The organism is Zooshikella ganghwensis (assembly GCF_018263875.1).
Taxonomy (GTDB): Bacteria; Pseudomonadota; Gammaproteobacteria; order Pseudomonadales; family Zooshikellaceae; genus Zooshikella; species Zooshikella ganghwensis.
In genome coordinates this window covers 151,068-167,030 of the sequence record NZ_JAEVHG010000003.1, presented here as the reverse complement: position 1 = coordinate 167,030, position 15,963 = coordinate 151,068, and the positions used below count along the sequence as shown (strand labels likewise).

Annotated in this window: 14 protein-coding genes and 1 tRNA gene; 7 read left to right on the top strand and 8 right to left on the bottom strand. The window is 43.3% G+C overall.

Annotation, left to right across the window (positions count from 1 at the left end; all coding sequences use genetic code 11):
- Positions 1–403 precede the first annotated feature (403 nt).
- A complete protein-coding gene (ptsP, locus tag KHS79_RS06750) occupies positions 404–2,077 on the top strand; it encodes a phosphoenolpyruvate--protein phosphotransferase (protein WP_212717771.1) in 1,674 nt (557 codons plus the stop codon).
- 3 nt (positions 2,078–2,080) lie between these two features.
- On the opposite strand, the gene KHS79_RS06745 is transcribed toward ptsP, so the two are convergent.
- Positions 2,081–3,049 (bottom strand): hypothetical protein, encoded by a 969-nt coding sequence (locus tag KHS79_RS06745; protein ID WP_212717769.1) that lies wholly within the window; start codon positions 3,047–3,049, stop codon positions 2,081–2,083.
- 600 nt (positions 3,050–3,649) lie between these two features.
- Here KHS79_RS06745 and KHS79_RS06740 point away from each other — a divergent pair.
- Entirely contained in the window at positions 3,650–4,381 is a 732-nt protein-coding gene (locus KHS79_RS06740; protein WP_212717767.1) for a substrate-binding periplasmic protein, read from the top strand.
- Positions 4,382–4,411: 30 nt separating this feature from the next.
- Here KHS79_RS06740 and KHS79_RS06735 read toward each other — a convergent pair whose 3' ends face one another.
- Both KHS79_RS06735 and KHS79_RS06730 read right to left on the bottom strand, forming a co-directional pair.
- The gene (locus KHS79_RS06735; protein ID WP_212717765.1) at positions 4,412–7,735 is read right to left on the bottom strand and encodes a DEAD/DEAH box helicase; all 3,324 of its coding nucleotides are present in this window, start codon (positions 7,733–7,735) and stop codon (positions 4,412–4,414) included.
- Between the two features lie 401 nt (positions 7,736–8,136).
- Positions 8,137–8,227 (bottom strand) — tRNA-Ser (locus tag KHS79_RS06730).
- 300 nt (positions 8,228–8,527) lie between these two features.
- Here KHS79_RS06730 and KHS79_RS06725 point away from each other — a divergent pair.
- The 5 genes from KHS79_RS06725 to KHS79_RS06705 all read left to right on the top strand — a co-directional run bounded on the left by KHS79_RS06725 (position 8,528) and on the right by KHS79_RS06705 (position 10,749).
- Positions 8,528–9,211 (top strand): Bax inhibitor-1/YccA family protein, encoded by a 684-nt coding sequence (locus tag KHS79_RS06725; RefSeq protein ID WP_230400358.1) that lies wholly within the window; start codon positions 8,528–8,530, stop codon positions 9,209–9,211.
- A 94-nt stretch (positions 9,212–9,305) separates the two neighbouring features.
- Positions 9,306–9,698: a sulfurtransferase complex subunit TusD gene (gene tusD / locus KHS79_RS06720; protein ID WP_212717763.1), complete on the top strand. Its 393-nt coding sequence runs from the start codon at positions 9,306–9,308 to the stop codon at positions 9,696–9,698.
- Between the two features lie 11 nt (positions 9,699–9,709).
- Positions 9,710–10,102, top strand: coding sequence for a sulfurtransferase complex subunit TusC (tusC, locus tag KHS79_RS06715; RefSeq protein WP_212717760.1), 393 nt, complete (start codon positions 9,710–9,712; stop codon positions 10,100–10,102).
- 2 nt (positions 10,103–10,104) lie between these two features.
- Positions 10,105–10,410, top strand: coding sequence for a sulfurtransferase complex subunit TusB (gene tusB / locus KHS79_RS06710; RefSeq protein WP_212717757.1), 306 nt, complete (start codon positions 10,105–10,107; stop codon positions 10,408–10,410).
- Between the two features lie 3 nt (positions 10,411–10,413).
- Complete coding sequence (locus tag KHS79_RS06705; protein WP_027706818.1) at positions 10,414–10,749, top strand: TusE/DsrC/DsvC family sulfur relay protein; 336 nt, start codon at positions 10,414–10,416, stop codon at positions 10,747–10,749.
- A 51-nt stretch (positions 10,750–10,800) separates the two neighbouring features.
- On the opposite strand, the gene cysG is transcribed toward KHS79_RS06705, so the two are convergent.
- From cysG to lolA, 5 genes are all read right to left on the bottom strand, one after another.
- Complete coding sequence (gene cysG / locus KHS79_RS06700) at positions 10,801–12,207, bottom strand: siroheme synthase CysG (RefSeq protein ID WP_212717756.1); 1,407 nt, start codon at positions 12,205–12,207, stop codon at positions 10,801–10,803.
- 42 nt (positions 12,208–12,249) lie between these two features.
- Complete coding sequence (serS, locus tag KHS79_RS06695) at positions 12,250–13,536, bottom strand: serine--tRNA ligase (RefSeq protein ID WP_212717755.1); 1,287 nt, start codon at positions 13,534–13,536, stop codon at positions 12,250–12,252.
- A gap of 61 nt (positions 13,537–13,597) precedes the next feature.
- Positions 13,598–13,978: a fluoride efflux transporter CrcB gene (gene crcB / locus KHS79_RS06690; protein WP_212717753.1), complete on the bottom strand. Its 381-nt coding sequence runs from the start codon at positions 13,976–13,978 to the stop codon at positions 13,598–13,600.
- Between the two features lie 3 nt (positions 13,979–13,981).
- On the bottom strand, positions 13,982–15,313 hold the full coding sequence (locus KHS79_RS06685) for a replication-associated recombination protein A (protein ID WP_027706822.1): 1,332 nt from the start codon (positions 15,311–15,313) through the stop codon (positions 13,982–13,984).
- Positions 15,314–15,937 carry an outer membrane lipoprotein chaperone LolA gene (lolA, locus tag KHS79_RS06680; protein ID WP_027706823.1) on the bottom strand — a complete coding sequence of 208 codons (624 nt, stop codon included), beginning with the start codon at positions 15,935–15,937 and terminating at the stop codon, positions 15,314–15,316.
- Positions 15,938–15,963: the final 26 nt, after the last annotated feature.

The window sequence follows — 15,963 nt, the reverse complement described above, 5'->3', positions numbered from 1 at the left end:
CGTTTAATAGGCCTGAGTTTTGTATATCCTTCACGAATCAATTTTATGCGTGCTATCTAAAGTGCTTACCCTGTCGGGCCAGTGAAGCTGTACTAATATATTCCCGACACATTGGTAGGGTTTGTTGTTAGTATTGTTGATCACGCGGCTAAAAACCCTTCGTTTAGGGTATGTAACACTCTATTTTAACGTTGTTAACCTTCAGCAAAAGGTTGCTTATATAGTACTTCACAGAGGGTATAATACATTCTACTTTTTTTGTGTGCGGCTTTTTTTTATTAAAATTTGATAGCATATTTAGACAATATGGTAGCTGTTAAAACTGAATGAACAATCTATTAATTGACACGAAGCTTAATTAAAGTATCAACGTTCGTTTGACATTGGTGTGATGAGGTTAGTATTGAAGAGTATCAACTTGAAAGCCGCAGAGTGTAACAACAAACTGGTCAGTGGTGTATCCGTTTCTTCTGGCCTGGCATGGGGACGTGCTTATCATTACCAGGATATTCTTTGGCGAGAACATGATCACTATGCGGTTAGTAAACAGCAGCTGACAAATGAGTATGATCGCATTGATACGGCTATTGACGACGTTCAAGATGAGTTAATGCACTCTGTCAAGAACACCAAAGAACAGTTAAATGACGAAGTTGCTGATATCTTTTATGTTCAGTCCATGATGTTGGATGATGCGACCTTACTTGAGCAGCTAAAAGATACGTTAAAGACAGAGCAAATTAATGCGGAACAAGTGATTAAAATCGTTTTTCGACGTTTAGCTGAACAGTTTCGAGAAAACAAAGATGAAGCCTTTCGCAGCAAAGCGGATGATATTGAAGACTTGTGCCGTCGCCTGTTAATGTCCCTTGGAGGAATTCAAGCCCATATGTTGGAGCGTCTTCCACCACACAGTGTGGTGGTTGCCAGGCGCCTATTACCATCAGATACCATTTACTTATCCCGCCAAGCCGCCGCAGGTGTGGTCTTAGAACAAGGGGGATTGGGTTCCCATGCTGCATTATTAACACGTGAGCTGGGTATTCCTTGTGTAGGCCACGTCCAGGATGTGTTTAATAATGTTACCAATCGTTCATTGCTTCTACTCGATGGGGACAATGGTTCTGTGATTGTTGATCCTGACCGAGAGACTTTTCTTGGGTTTCGGGATCTTGTTAAAAATCAGCGTAAACGTCTCCGCAAAGCTCAGCAGCAAAGGTTTGCCCCGGCAGTCAGCGCTGATGGTGAAATGGTCACTGTCATGGCCAATGCGAACTCACCTGAAGATGTGCTGAATGCTAAAGCTCAAGGATGTGATGGCATTGGTTTGTACCGTTTAGAAGGCGTTTACTTAAGCAATAAAATGGTACCCACTGCCGAGGAGCTTTATAGTTATCTGCGTGAAGCTCTTTATGTGGTAAGAGATCAACCTCTGATTATTCGACTGCTGGATGCGGGGGGGGATAAAAGGCCCCCGAGCCTTAACTTACCTGATGAGCCAGACCCGTTTTTAGGACTTCGAGGTATTCGCTTACTGCGAGAAAATTTGGATTTACTGAAGACCCAGCTTGAAGTGCTAGCGAAGCTTTCATTGACGATGAAAGTGACCATTTTAATTCCAATGGTGACACTAAAAGAAGATATTTTAGTAGTGAGAAGGATGCTTCAGGAAGTTGTTGCAGAGAAAGGTTATCGTCAAGTGCCACCTCTTGGTTTTATGGTTGAAACCCCTGCAGCAGCCTTATGTATTGATCAGCTTTTACCGTTAACTGATTTTATCAGCATTGGCAGCAATGACTTAACCCAATACACCATGGCAGCAGGTAGAGAAAACATGTCTGTCAGTAACTACTATATTGAGCATCACCCTGCCGTTTTGAGTTTGATACGCCAGGTTGTTGCCGCGAGTCATTCACAAATACCCGTTTCACTGTGTGGCGAGCTCGCTGCTAATAAACAACATATTACATCGCTGTTACAGCTGGGATTAAGGTCATTTAGTGTGGCACCTCCCATGATTCCTGAAGTGAAGTCCATTATTCGGTTATGTCGTATTAAGGAAGCCTTTCAGGCGTAACACCTAAAGCCATTTAACAAGTGCAACAGCCGTAAGACAAAGCCCTAGCAGAGATACGGTCAGTGGTAATAACCATCGGTTGGTTTTAGCCGGGGTGGGTGAAGATGATTTCACGGTATCAACCGTTAAATTGATTTCTTCTTCTGGTAAGTCTATTTCTGGCTCACAATTGATGAGTGAAAGTTTGGGAGAGGCATTTTTACTGGTGTGATGCGGTGTTGGTGCTGTCGATGAGTGACCAGATTGTGCACAATAAATTAATGCCAACCGTGTCATGATGATTTGCTTGTTGGGTGCGCAAATGTACTGAAACCAGTTAGCAGGAAAGTCTATAAAACGCTGACTAACAGTAAGAGTATGCCCTGCAGGAATACGTAAAAGGTTATTTTCTTCGATAAATAAACTGAGAAAATCTTGGTCATCTTCACTTAGCTGTTTGATTTTCCCGACAAGTGGTTGCATAAGGCGCACAATCGCTTGATCTTGAGTATGTGCTAATACCAACACTGCACATGGCTCATTAGTCCAAGTTAAGAGTGCTGGGTAGGGAAATTGTTCTGGCTGCAGTAACTCATAATTGATAGGAATAGCAGGTTTATCTACTGGAGCGTTGGCTGGATTGGTGAGCAATAAGTTGAGTCCAGCATAAATAAAATTGCGTTGTAATGGGAACTCATCAGCAGGTAAACAACAGCTCCGAATTAAAGCGTTAAGTTCAAATTGAAATAGCAACGGATGCAATGTGTTGTTTTCATGAAAGTAGTTATACAACGCTTCACTTTCTATCGAAAAACCGTGGCCCTTAAAATAGGGATGCTGGCGATGGCTAAAAAATAAACTGGGGCGCTCCCCTGCTTGTGTTGACCAGCTAAAATTAATACCGATCAGATAATCACTAACTGGAAATAAGCGTTCCCATACAGGTTTTAGTTGGCTATCAATCAGTTTTAGGTACCGGTCCACTCGCCGCATACGTTTTTCCTATCCCTTACTTTAACTAGGCATACCCTTTAGAACGGGATTACAACAGGTGATAGGTGCATGATACCCGGTATTACGCTCTTAAACTGTTGGCTATGTTGCAAACTGTTCTACATTATTTTTTGAGCTTGGTTTTTGACTTTTTTGCAGATCACTTTCTACTTTGATGAAGTTAATGCTGAAGGATGGATTGAGAGTGTATACCCAATACGAATGGTTTTTAGGTGCGGCCATCGAGTGACGAACCCCCATGAGCCTATACTAATAGGTGATTGGGGTGAGGAGTGAAGATAACAAAACCTGGAAATCATTCGTGAAGGGTATAGTTATTTGTCTCTCATGATCAGCTTTTGCTCAGAGTGCTTTCAGGCAATGCTTTATTGGACGTACTAAAACACACTAGTTTTAAGAAGGCTCATAAGTCAGCAGAGAATGGGATTTTGTACTTAACTAATGAAAATGGATACGAGATGAAAAAAGCGAGTTGGACTCACAGTAAAGCATTTTTTTGAACGAGATTAACTTTTCAGAAAGTGTTTTTTGTCGGGAACAGTTAGGTGCAGAATTTATTCAACTGTAGGTAAAATTATCATGAAAGTACTGATAACAGCGTTATTTATTTGCCTATTTTCAATAGGTAATGTAACGGCAGAAAAACTAAAAATTGCAGCAAACTCATGGGCGCCTTTTGTTGGAGAGGAGTTAGTGAATAAGGGGTTTTCTACCGATTTAGTGACGAATATTCTGAATAAGGCGGGTTATGAGTATGAAGTACACATCGTGCCATGGGCGCGAGCGCTAAATGGCACTTATGATGGTGATTATGATGCACTTTATGTCGCCTGGTATAGTGATGAACGGGCAAAAAAGCTCAACTATGCTGAGCCTTACTTAGTTAACCGAATTAAATTTATTAAGCGCAAAGGGGAAAAGGTTACCTATAAAACACTGGAGGACCTTAAAGCCTACAAAATTGGCATTGCGCGTGATTATGCTTATCAAGCTGAATTTGATAATGCGACTTTTTTAAAAAAAGAAACTGCAAGAACATTTGTCTTAAATCTCAAAAAACTACTTGCGAAACGAGTGGACTTAACTCTGGAAGACGAATGGGTAGCTAAATATGAAATTGCCAATAAGCTCAAGGAGGCTGAGGGCAAAGTAGAGTTTATTGACAATGCCCTTAGCGAAAATCCATTACATTTTGTGGTAAGCCGAAAAAATCCTAATCATGAGACGATTGTGAAGAAGTTTAATGAAGCGCTTGCGGCTCTTAAAAAAGACGGTACTTATGATGAAATCAAAGCGCTGCATGGCTTTTAAGCACCGTATTATTAAATGCCTGTTACCCCGTTACTCATGATGATCAAATGGCTGTAATAGTAACGCCAAATCTTCGTCAGTGAGTGACGTTTTGACCGTAGGCGCCTCATTGTAAAGTGCATCCGCCAGTTGTTGTTTTTTAGCCTGTAGCATGAGCATTTGTTCTTCAATGCTATGTTGGGTAACCAATCGGTAAACAAACACTGGCTTATCCTGCCCGATACGATAGGCTCGGTCTGTGGCCTGCTGCTGAACAGCTGGATTCCACCAAGGATCATAGTGAATGACGGTATCAGCCGCTGTCAGGTTCAAGCCCACACCTCCAGCTTTCAGGCTTAGTAAGAAGATAGGGATTTCTCCTTGCTGAAACTCTTCAATCACTGCTTGTCGATTACGCGTTTGACCCGTGAGCTTTACATAGGACAGCTGTTTGGCATTTAACTCTTTTTCGATTAATTGCAACATGCTGGTGAATTGAGAAAAAACCAGAATTTTCCGGTCTTCAGCGACCAACTGTTCTAGCATATCGATAAGCATTTCACGCTTAGCAGACTGGGTGACTTGTTGCGCTTCAGGGAGCTTAACCAGTTGAGGATCGCAGCAGACCTGACGTAGCTTCAAAAGAATATCAAGAATTTCAATTTGACTGCGCTTTAAGCCCTTTTCTGCAATCAGGCTAGAGACTTTATCCGCCATGATTTCACGTAAGGTAGCATACAGTTTTCGCTGTTTACCTGTCAGACAAACCAGTTTGGTCATTTCTGTTTTTGCTGGTAGTTCTTTTGCTACTTGGGCTTTGGTGCGGCGTAGTAAGAAAGGCCGTATGCGTTGAGTCAGCTCAGCCTGACTTTGGCTGTTTTCCTGCTGCTCAATGGGTTTCCGGTAAAGCCGGCGGAACTGTTGTTTGTTGCCTAACAGCCCTGGCGTAAGGAAGTCAAACAAAGCCCAAAGCTCTTCAAGGTGATTTTCGACAGGTGTACCTGTTAAGCACAAGCGATGTTGTGCATCAATTAGACGTACAGCTGTTGCCGCTTTGGAGCGGGCATTTTTTATGGACTGGGCCTCATCAAGCACCATTAAATAAAAAGGTCGGCTTGCAAGGTGGGCAGCATCTCGCTGTAAGGTGCCATAGCTGGTAATCAGCATATCAATGGCGTTACCGGCCACTTGTGACCAAAGCTTCATGCGGTCGGTACCATGCCAAATTAACGTTGTCAGTTGTGGTGTAAAGTGATTGGCTTCTTTTTGCCAGTTTTCCAACAAGCTGGTGGGTGCAACAATGAGGGCAGGTTGTCGCAATCTCCCCTGTTCTTTTTCATAAAGAATATGGGCAAGGGTTTGCAAGGTTTTTCCCAGCCCCATGTCATCGGCTAGAATGCCTCCCAAATGTGACTTTCGTAAAAACTGCAGCCAGTTTAAGCCTTGATGCTGGTAGTCTCGAAGCTGTGCTTTTAGCCCTTTGGGTGGGATAACCACTTCCATCAAGTCATGACTGAGCTGTTTACCTAGTCCAAAAAGCGCCTTATCTCCCTGACGGTGGATATTATGCAGCTGTTCTGTCAGTTGATGGATTCTACCTAGAACGGCTTTGGGCAATGATAAGCCAGGTTTTTGTTTTAACGCTGGGCGATCGTAGAGTTCAACCAAAATTCCAATAATAGGGGCAATATCTTCAGCGGGTAGCGTAATCCAACGCTTGCCGTTAGGGTGTAGTAATACCACTGGATCAGGTAGTGGGTCATCCGGTTGGAGAGTTGTTCGCTTCAACCAATCAATGAGCAGTGGTAAAAGTGGGATGTCTTCACCATCAATATTAACAGTGAGATTAATTAATACTTGGCTTTGTGTTTCTGGTTGTAAAGCAATAGACCATTGCTCTGGCTCTATAAACAGCTTCTCACCGCTGTCTTTGATATCAACAGTCCAGCCCTTTTGTGTCAGCTGACTGAGCTGTTGACTAAAAAATTGGTAGTTACTGATGGGATCAGCTTTTGCGTCAGGTAAAGCAAAAGGTAGGCTAACATCTGTGGTCAATTGGCAATGCTCAATAAATGCAGCCAGTACGTTTAGCAGCTCATCAGTTAATGCTTCTTCTTGGGCTATATCTCGCTTTAGGGTAACGGAATGGCCCTGTTCAACACTGAAAGTATGGTACGTATCTGCTGTGGTATCGCCTGCAAGAAAATGTTGCTGGCCATAGACAAACATAGCATTAACCGCATAGTGGTTTTCAATCCACTGGATAAGCAGTTTAGGCTTGGGGGATGCTATGGGGGTATTTGTGGTTTCAGGCGAAGGTAATGGCAGTACCTTAGACAGCTTTTCTTGCTGAATAAAACCGCTGAGTTCATCAAACTGCGAAGTACTTATGCCAGGCATATAGCGAAGCGCATCAAATAAACCACTATCGAGTGGTTGCTCAATAATACCGCAAGCACCAGAAGTTTCATCAATATAAAAAGTGGGCGTTGTAGCGAGGGATATCCAGCTTTTTGAGGTGTTTTGCAGCACTGTTTCAAGCTTATAGTGCCCTTTGACTTCAGCCCAGCGTAAACTGGCATGTCGAGATTTATCCAAGAAAAGTTTATGACCTTCCGTTTGTACTAAATAGGCTCGACCTGTTGTGATTAAGCGTTTGAGTAGTTCACTATTAATTGTTGGTTGCAGACGCTTATCAAACGCAAACATATCGGAGATGGGCTTTAAAGCACCAATAATAACCTGATCTTCTCGTGTTAAAGCTGGATGGGCTGTTACATTTCCGGTCAAAGGTTTGATAAGTTGCCAACCGTTCAAACCTTGCTGGTAAAGACCTATCGAGAAAAAAAGTTCAGTGCTTGCCGCGCTGGTCAAAGGTTGCAATAAATACAGGACAGTTGGTTGACGAGGAATATCTGAAGCAGCAGGTAACTCTATCGTTTTATATGTTTCAGGTGTGGTTTTTTTACGTCGTTGGTATTGCTGGTACCAGACGGCCCACTGGTTTTCTGGAACTGAAGGCTGTTTACCAGCAGACGTTTGATCCTGCTTAAGCTGTTGCAGTAAAGGTTGCTGTTGATACTCAATAAAGTGTAATAAGGCGGCTACAACATGCTTGCAGTTGAAGCCAGTATTACATGTGCAGTCTCCATTAATAGAGGAATGACCGGTTTCACGACGTATGATTATGTGTTGTTCGTGTGGTGATGCTTCATGGTTGTCAATATGACTGATCAGTGATACGACGTTAGACTTAACTTGATCAATACGAACACTGAGCACCTGTCCTGCTTTAAAGCAGTGCTTACCGCGGCCAAGCGTGGCATTGGAAAATGCATGATGGAAGTCTTGTTGTTTGAGAAATGTTTGGATCATGAGCTAGCAACCTAAGCAGATCAATCCTGTAGCAACCCAGAATAAATAGTCATTGCAAGCAAGCATCAGGGAAAACGAAATGTATGACTGAGTTATTAAATTGTTGATTCATATTGAGTGGTAGAGATGTATACCTTTCAAACATCATGTATTAGCCACTATTTTGGGTGGGTACTGTTATTTCTCCATCTTAATAGCTTGATCATATTCTGCTAATTCATGTTATGTATTGTTTCGTATGAGAACGCTAGTTAAACCCCTATGGTACTCTGATTACTAAGGCACTGACCAGTGCCAGATGCTGCAGAGTAATGCTTTTTGATTAGGTTAACGGTGTTACCCGTCTTGCTAGACAATAAAAAAAGCCGTCTACAAGTAGACGGCTTTTTTTATACTTTATATGGCGGAGAGGCAGGGATTCGAACCCTGGGAGGGGTATTAGCCCTCGCCGGTTTTCAAGACCGGTGCTTTCAACCGCTCAGCCACCTCTCCGGAATTGAATTTCGGGTTGGATTATAGCGGCTTGATATAACATTGCAACTTTTAATATTTTGATGTGTTAGCTTTACTTAATACATCGTATATCTAATGTTGCTAAGCTTATACAGATAAGCTTGCTAAATCTCACCGGTTGCCAATTTGCTTGGTTGGCAGCCCCCGAAACACGAGGCGTATCTTACTGAATTTTTTTGGAGAGTCAACAGTCTAATTTCTTGATTTATATGAAGTACAAGGTATGATCATTTAAAAGATTCTCAATTGCACAAAATATCATCAAGCGAGGGTTTAGACGTGTTCGAGAATAAAGTGACAGCGGCGACTGCAACTACCCATACCATAGAGCGTGAGCGCTCAATACTTGAAACTAACAAGGTATTAAAAAATACCTATATTTTATTGAGCCTATCACTAGGCTTTTCTGCGTTGATGGCGTATGTGTTCCGTTTTTCTGCACCGATTAACCCTTGGGTCTTTTTAGGTGGCTTTATTGGATTATCCTTTTTGGCACAAATGCTGAGCCGAAGTGTCTGGGGTCTGGCTGCCGTATTTGCATTTACAGGATTTGTAGGATACGCGATTGGTCCTATCATAGGCATGTTTTTACAGACAGCTGGCGGCACATCAATCGTCGTCAATGCACTAGGTGGCACTGCTGCTATCTTTTTAGGTCTTTCTGGCTATGCGTTGATGACGAAAAAAGACTTCTCTTTCTTAAGAGGCTTTATCACTGCAGGGGCTATTGTATTAATGGTTGCTGTTGTGATGTCGCTGATTTTTGATATTGGTGGCTTTAGCCTAGCTATTTCCTGTGGATTTATGCTGTTTGCCAGTGCTTTAATTTTGTTTCAAACTGGCCAGATTATTAATGGTGGTGAAACTAACTATATCTTAGCCACAATCACGCTGTATGCATCAATATATAACTTGTTTATATCTTTACTGCATATCTTTATGGCACTAAGTGGTGATGACTAATTTCTGGTAACCAATAATTAGTTAATACTAGCTTTATTAATAAACCCTGCTTTTGCAGGGTTTTTTTATTAATGGTGGTTTAAGGAAATCAGCCATGATTTTTTCATTAACCATTCTTGGTGCGCCTAACCATTCTGCTGCACCAAGTACTGGGCTTCGCTTTGCTAAAGCATTATTGGCCGATGGGCACCAAATTTACCGGATTTTCTTTTATGGTGAAGGAGTTTATACGGCTAGTCGAATTATGGTCCCCCCTCAAGATGAGTATCATTTGTCCAAGGCCTGGCAAGACTTAATAACGGAGTATCAGCTGGATACGGTTGTTTGTATTGCTGCAGCACTGCGGCGCGGTATTATTGATGAGCAAGAACAACAACGCTATCAACTGGATACCAATAATATGATGAGTCATGCGGAGCTATCAGGTTTAGGGCAGTGGGTTGATGCTTGCTTGCAAAGTGATCGTATGATCACTTTTGGTGAATAAGGAGTATCCATATGGTTGAAGATGCTGAGAACAAAACAGGTAAGGCTGCAAAAAAAATGGCTGTGGTGATTACCCGCCCCCCTTACCAGTCGCTTGCAGGTAAAGAAGCTTTAGATTTAGCCTTGGTAGCAGCAACCTTTGAACAGTCCGTAAGTTTATTTTTTATGGGGGATGGCATTTGGCAGCTGGTGAAAGGCCAACAGCCAGAAGTGATCAATCAAAAAAATAATAGTGCCAGTTTTGGGGCTTTAGAATTATATGGGATTAAGCAGGTTTACACTGATGCTTCAGCAATGAAAAGCAACAATCTGACAGTTCAGGATTTTGTGCTGGCAACAAAAGTGACTGCATTGAATGAGTTAGGCAGTTTAATTGCCTCCCACGATATTATTATTAATTTTTAATTATGACGATACTACACACAGTAAATAAATCTGCTGCCTCTCATCCAGCCCTTGAGCAATGTTTGGCAACCATGCAAGCAGATAGTGCGTTATTATTGATTGAAAATGGCGTATTAAATGCCATTAATGAGGGTTTAAAAGCAGATCAACTCGCTTTGCTGGCAGCGCAAAAGCGTTTATATGTTTTGGAAGTTGATGCAATAGCTCGTGGTATAACTCAGCGCTTATTACCTAATACTCTGCTGGTTAATGATAGTGAGTTTGTGCGGTTATGTACGGTGTTTGATGCGACTCAAAGTTGGTATTGATGTATGCAACAGTTAGTAATGGGCGAGCGAACAATTAGCCTGGACAAAGAAGGTTATCTGGTGGATCTTCAAGACTGGAGCCCTGAAGTAGCAGCAGCACTTGCAGCAAAAGAAGGTCTTGAACTTACCGACAAACATTGGCAACTGATTGAGTGTATACGTAATTTTTATCAACAGTTTCAACTGTCACCAGCTATGCGACCTTTGGTCAAATATATTGGTCAGCAACTGGGACAAGAAAAAGGTAACTCAATTTATTTAATGAGATTATTTCCTGAAAGCCCAGCAAAACTAATGGCAAAAATAGCTGGTTTGCCGCGTCCTGATAACTGTTTATAGGACATGCTTTATTTTTGATGGAAGCCAAACATACCTGTTCTGGCGTATTTTTTATTGAGGCGATATCGTTGGCTGTGGTTGATACCAGCGTAGTTTGTTGTGGAGCTGGACTACCTCGCCAACAATGATAAGCGTGGGTGGCTTAATGGTGTGCTGCTGGATAAGGTCAGGCATGCTGGACAGTGTTCCGGTAAAGACCTGTTGCTTTTCAGTTGTACCTTGTTGCACAAGGGCAATGGGTGTTTGAGATGAGCGACCATGTTGAATCAGCTGCTGACAAATTTCTGGTAGCCCCATTAATCCCATATAAAATACTAATGTTTCATTGGTAACACATAAGCTAGGCCAATCTAAGTCTAGCTTGTCATGTTTGCGATGGCCGGTAATAAAACGCACAGACTGTGCATAATCCCGATGCGTTAAAGGAATTCCAGCATAACAGGCACAGCCTGATGCTGCGGTAATGCCAGGTACCACTTGGAATGGAATACCTTCTTCTGCGAGTCGGTCGATTTCCTCCCCTCCCCGGCCAAATATAAATGGATCTCCGCCCTTAAGACGAAGTACACGCTTGCCTTCTTTTGCTAATGAAACCAGTAGTTCATTAATCTGTGTTTGTGGCAAGGCATGGTTAGAGCGGGCTTTACCCACATAAATACGTTCTGCATCACGGCGGGTTAGCTCAAGAATAGCCGGTGCCACTAACCTATCATAAAGTACCACGTCGGCTTGCTGCATTAAGCGCAGAGCCCTAAAGGTTAGTAAGTCTGGATCACCTGGACCGCCACCCACTAAATACACTTCACCTAGTGTGAAATGAGCTGGGTGAGTTCCTTCGAGCTGTTGCTGTAGTTGAGTTTCTGCTTCTTGAATCTTACCGGCTAAGATTAATTCAGCAGTATTACTTGAAAAGAACTGTTCCCAGAAAATACGGCGTTGGCGTACAGTCGGCAAGGCTGCTTTAACTTGAGGGCGAAATCGCCCAGCAAGGGCTGCCAGTTTGCCGTAGGCTGCAGGAATTAGGGTTTCCAGTTTGCCCCGCAACAACCTGGCGAGGACTGGGGCTTTTCCGCCACTGGTGAGAGCGATGACCAGTGGCGATCGGTCAATAATTGCGGGAAAAATAACGGTTGATAACGAAGGTGAATCAACCACATTAACTGGTATGTTTCTTTGTTGCGCTAATTGTGAGATGTGCTCATTCGTTGCTGTGTCATTGGTACAGGCAATTACAAGACGAAATTCGCCAATATCATCAGGTAAAAAGCAGCGAGCAAGGTGAGTACCTTGATACTGATTGAGCAAATCTTGAAGCTCAGTGGTGCAATCTGGCGCGATAACGGTGAGTTGAGTACCGGCTTGCAGCAGCAAGCGGGCTTTGCGGGTGGCGACATCGCCACCACCCACAATCAGGCAAGGTTGATCCTGTAACTGATGAAAAAGTGGTAAGTACTGCATCACCTTGCCCTGTGAGTTAATTTTAAAAAATGGCAGCTTTCGTTATTCAATCACCGTCAATCCACCCATATAAGGTTGGAGCACTTCAGGGATATGAATACGTCCCGCTTCATCCTGATAGTTTTCCATGACTGCAATCAGGGTACGGCCTACTGCTAGACCAGAGCCATTGAGTGTATTCAGCAGTTCAGGCTTATTGGATTCAGGATTGCGCCAGCGGGCCTGCATACGACGTGCCTGATAGTCCCGAGTATTACTGCAAGATGAAATCTCCCGGTAGCGTTGCTGGCCTGGTAGCCACACTTCGATGTCATAGGTTTTTGCCGCAGAAAAGCCCATATCGCCACCACACAGCACCATGACCCGGTAAGGTAAGTTCAGCAGTTGCAGAATTTTTTCCGCATGACTGGTCAGTGTTTCCAAAGCATCATCAGACTCTTCGGCTTTAACAATTTGCAAAAGCTCAACTTTGTCAAACTGGTGTTGGCGGATCATGCCACGGGTATCGCGTCCAGCACTACCTGCCTCACTGCGGAAGCATGGGGTATGACAGACAAACTTTAATGGAAGCTGATCGGCAGCCACGATTTCATCCCGAACTATATTGGTTACAGGTACTTCAGAGGTGGGAATGAGGTAGTAAGGCTGCAGAGAGTCATCACCACGGTCCACTTTAAATAAGTCTTCTTCAAACTTAGGCAGCTGACCAGTACCAAGCAGACTTTCTGCATTAACCATGTAAGGTACATAGATTTCCTGATAGCCATGCTCCTGGGTATGGGTATCCAGCATAAACTGTGCTAAAGCACGATGGAGTCTGGCGATAGGGCCTTTCATGGTAATAAAACGTGAGCCAGTGATTTTGGCGGCACGTTCAAAGTCCATACGCTGATGTTGTGCACCAAGATCAACGTGATCTTTTGCTGTAAATGAAAAAGTCTTAGGCTCACCCCAGCGACGTATTTCCTGGTTATCGTCTTCGGTCTCACCGACAGGCACAGATTCATCAGGAATATTGGGGATTTGGAGTAACAGCTTATTAAACTCTTCCTGGACTTCAGCAAGCTCAGTTTCAGCGGCTTTAACCTCTTGGCTCAATTGATCCATTTTGGCCTTTAACGGAGTAACGTCTTCGCCACGTTTCTTTAGTTCGCCGAACTTTTTTGATTCAACTTTACGCTCATTTTGTAATTGTTGAGTACGGACCTGAATCGATTTACGACGACTTTCCAGTGAATGGATACTGGACACATCAAGCTCAAAGCCACGAATTTTGAGTTTTTCTGCTAGTTCTTCAGGGTTGGTTCGTACTAGTTTTGGGTCTAACATGAGCGTTTATAACCTTATTGAAAAAGCTCGCGCAATTTATTGTATTTACTAAAGTTCAATCTTACACAAGGAAGCGTTCAACAATCCAGAAACCAAGCCAGGTTGCGATTAAACACAATACAACACTGAGCAGCAGGTAACCTAGTGCGATTGATAGCTCACCATTTTGCAGAATACGTAATGCATCCAGCGAGTAAGTTGAAAAAGTCGTGAACGCACCTAAAAAGCCTACAATTAATCCATTACGCCAAACAGTCTGCAACTGCAAGCGTTCGACAATAGCGTAATAAGCAATGCCAATTAGGAATGAACCCACAACATTGACCACAAGTGTGGGTAACGGAAATAGCTTACCGCCAGTTGTCGCATAAATAAAGTACACTGAATAACGAGCCATAGCGCCAAGTGCGCCACCAAGGCCAATAATTAATAATTGTTGCATGAATTAATCCTGATAGCGCTTGTGGTCACTGTTTGCATTTAACATGGCTAGGTGTTTTAGCTTGTCATTAATCTTTTGCTCTAAACCACGAGGCACAGGCTGGTAATAATGGCGCTGCTTAATTTCCTCTGGAAAGTAACACTCCCCAGCAGCAAAAGCGTCAGGCTCATCGTGAGCATACCGATAGCTATCGCCATAAGCCAATGACTTCATTAGTTGAGTTGGGGCATTGCGTAAATGAAGGGGTACTTCATGAGAAGGGCTTTGTTTTACATCTGCCATAGCTGCTTTAAATGCCTTATAGACTGCATTGCTTTTTGCAGCACAAGCACAATAAACAACTGCTTGTGCAATCGCTAGCTCCCCTTCTGGACTGCCTAGACGCTCCTGGACCTGCCAAGCATTTAAGCTAACCTCTAGCGCTCTAGGGTCAGCATTGCCAATGTCCTCACTGGCCATACGCACAACTCGGCGCGCAATATACAGAGGATCACAGCCGCCGTCTAGCATCCGGGCGAGCCAATAGAGTGCTGCATCAGGATCTGAGCCACGAACTGACTTATGTAAAGCAGAGATCTGGTCGTAAAAGGCCTCTCCCCCTTTATCAAATCGGCGCAGGCTTTGGCTTAGCACGGGTTTGATAATGTCTGCAGTAAGGGTCTGCTGGGGTGCCACCAAATCTGCAGCTATTTCAAGTAAATTTAGCAGCCGGCGGGCATCGCCATCAGCGGCTTGACGTAACAGGTTACCTGCCTCATCTGTAATGTGCAGTTGCTGTTGACCAAGTCCATGTTCCTTATCTGTTAGTGCATTTGTTATGAGTTTACTTAAGCTATCATCACTAAGTGCTTGTAATACATAAACTCTTGCTCTTGATAACAGAGCATTATTTAACTCAAAAGACGGGTTTTCAGTGGTCGCACCAATGAAAATCAGCGTGCCATCTTCGACATAAGGTAAAAAAGCATCTTGTTGTGCTTTGTTGAATCGATGCACTTCATCAACAAAGAGAATGGTTTTTCGTTGCTGCTGGCGTGATATCAGGGCTTTATCGATAGCTGCACGAATTTCCTTTACCCCTGATAGGACAGCAGACAGTGTTAAAAAATCAGCATGGGCATGATGGGCAATCAGTTTGGCAAGAGTGGTTTTGCCAACACCTGGAGGTCCCCAGAAAATCATAGAGTGGATAGCCCCCTGGCTGATGGCATCATACAGTGGTTTACCAGGTGCTAGCAGATGGTCTTGGCCGAGGTATTCGCTGAGTTGCTGGGGGCGCATACGCGCCGCCAGAGGTTGATAGGGTGTTTCTTCAGAAAAAAGTGATAAAGTCATCTAACGCTCAATAACGTCGACCCCTTCAGGGATATCCAATTTGAACTGGCCTGGCTCAACGGCAACATTGTTTTTTACATTGGAAAAGGCAATATTCGTCACTGAGCCTAGGGTATCTTTCAGCATCATGCCAGTAATCTGCTCACCCTTAAAGCTGATTTGCAAAGACTCGAAAGCGCTGTCTTCAGCTTTGGGTTTGAGTAAAAAGCTGGGCTTGTCTCCTGATTTACTGGTTTGAGAAATATCAAAATTTTCTTTGAGTTTTTTTACATCACCGCTTAATAGTAAGGCTGGTGTGGCGCTGAGCTGCTTATCTAACTTTTGGATCGTAACTTGCTCCAGGTCTGGATCATAAACCCATACCTTTTTGCCATTGGAGATGACCAACTGTGGAAAAGGACCGGTTACTTCCCAGCGAAATAGGTTTGGACGCTGCACAGATAAAGTGCCATTAGACTCTCTGGAACGAGACTCGGCATCATTTTGTGTTGTTTGTTGAAATTTTGCGGTGACTGTATTGGCTTTAGCCAGTAAGCCATTTAATGCTTTGGCTGCTTCGGCATCGGCAAATAGTGCCATGGGTAAACCGGTTAACACCAAAGCAAGAGAAAGTTTACGCAACATGTTTAACCCTTTTTAATGTCAATGCA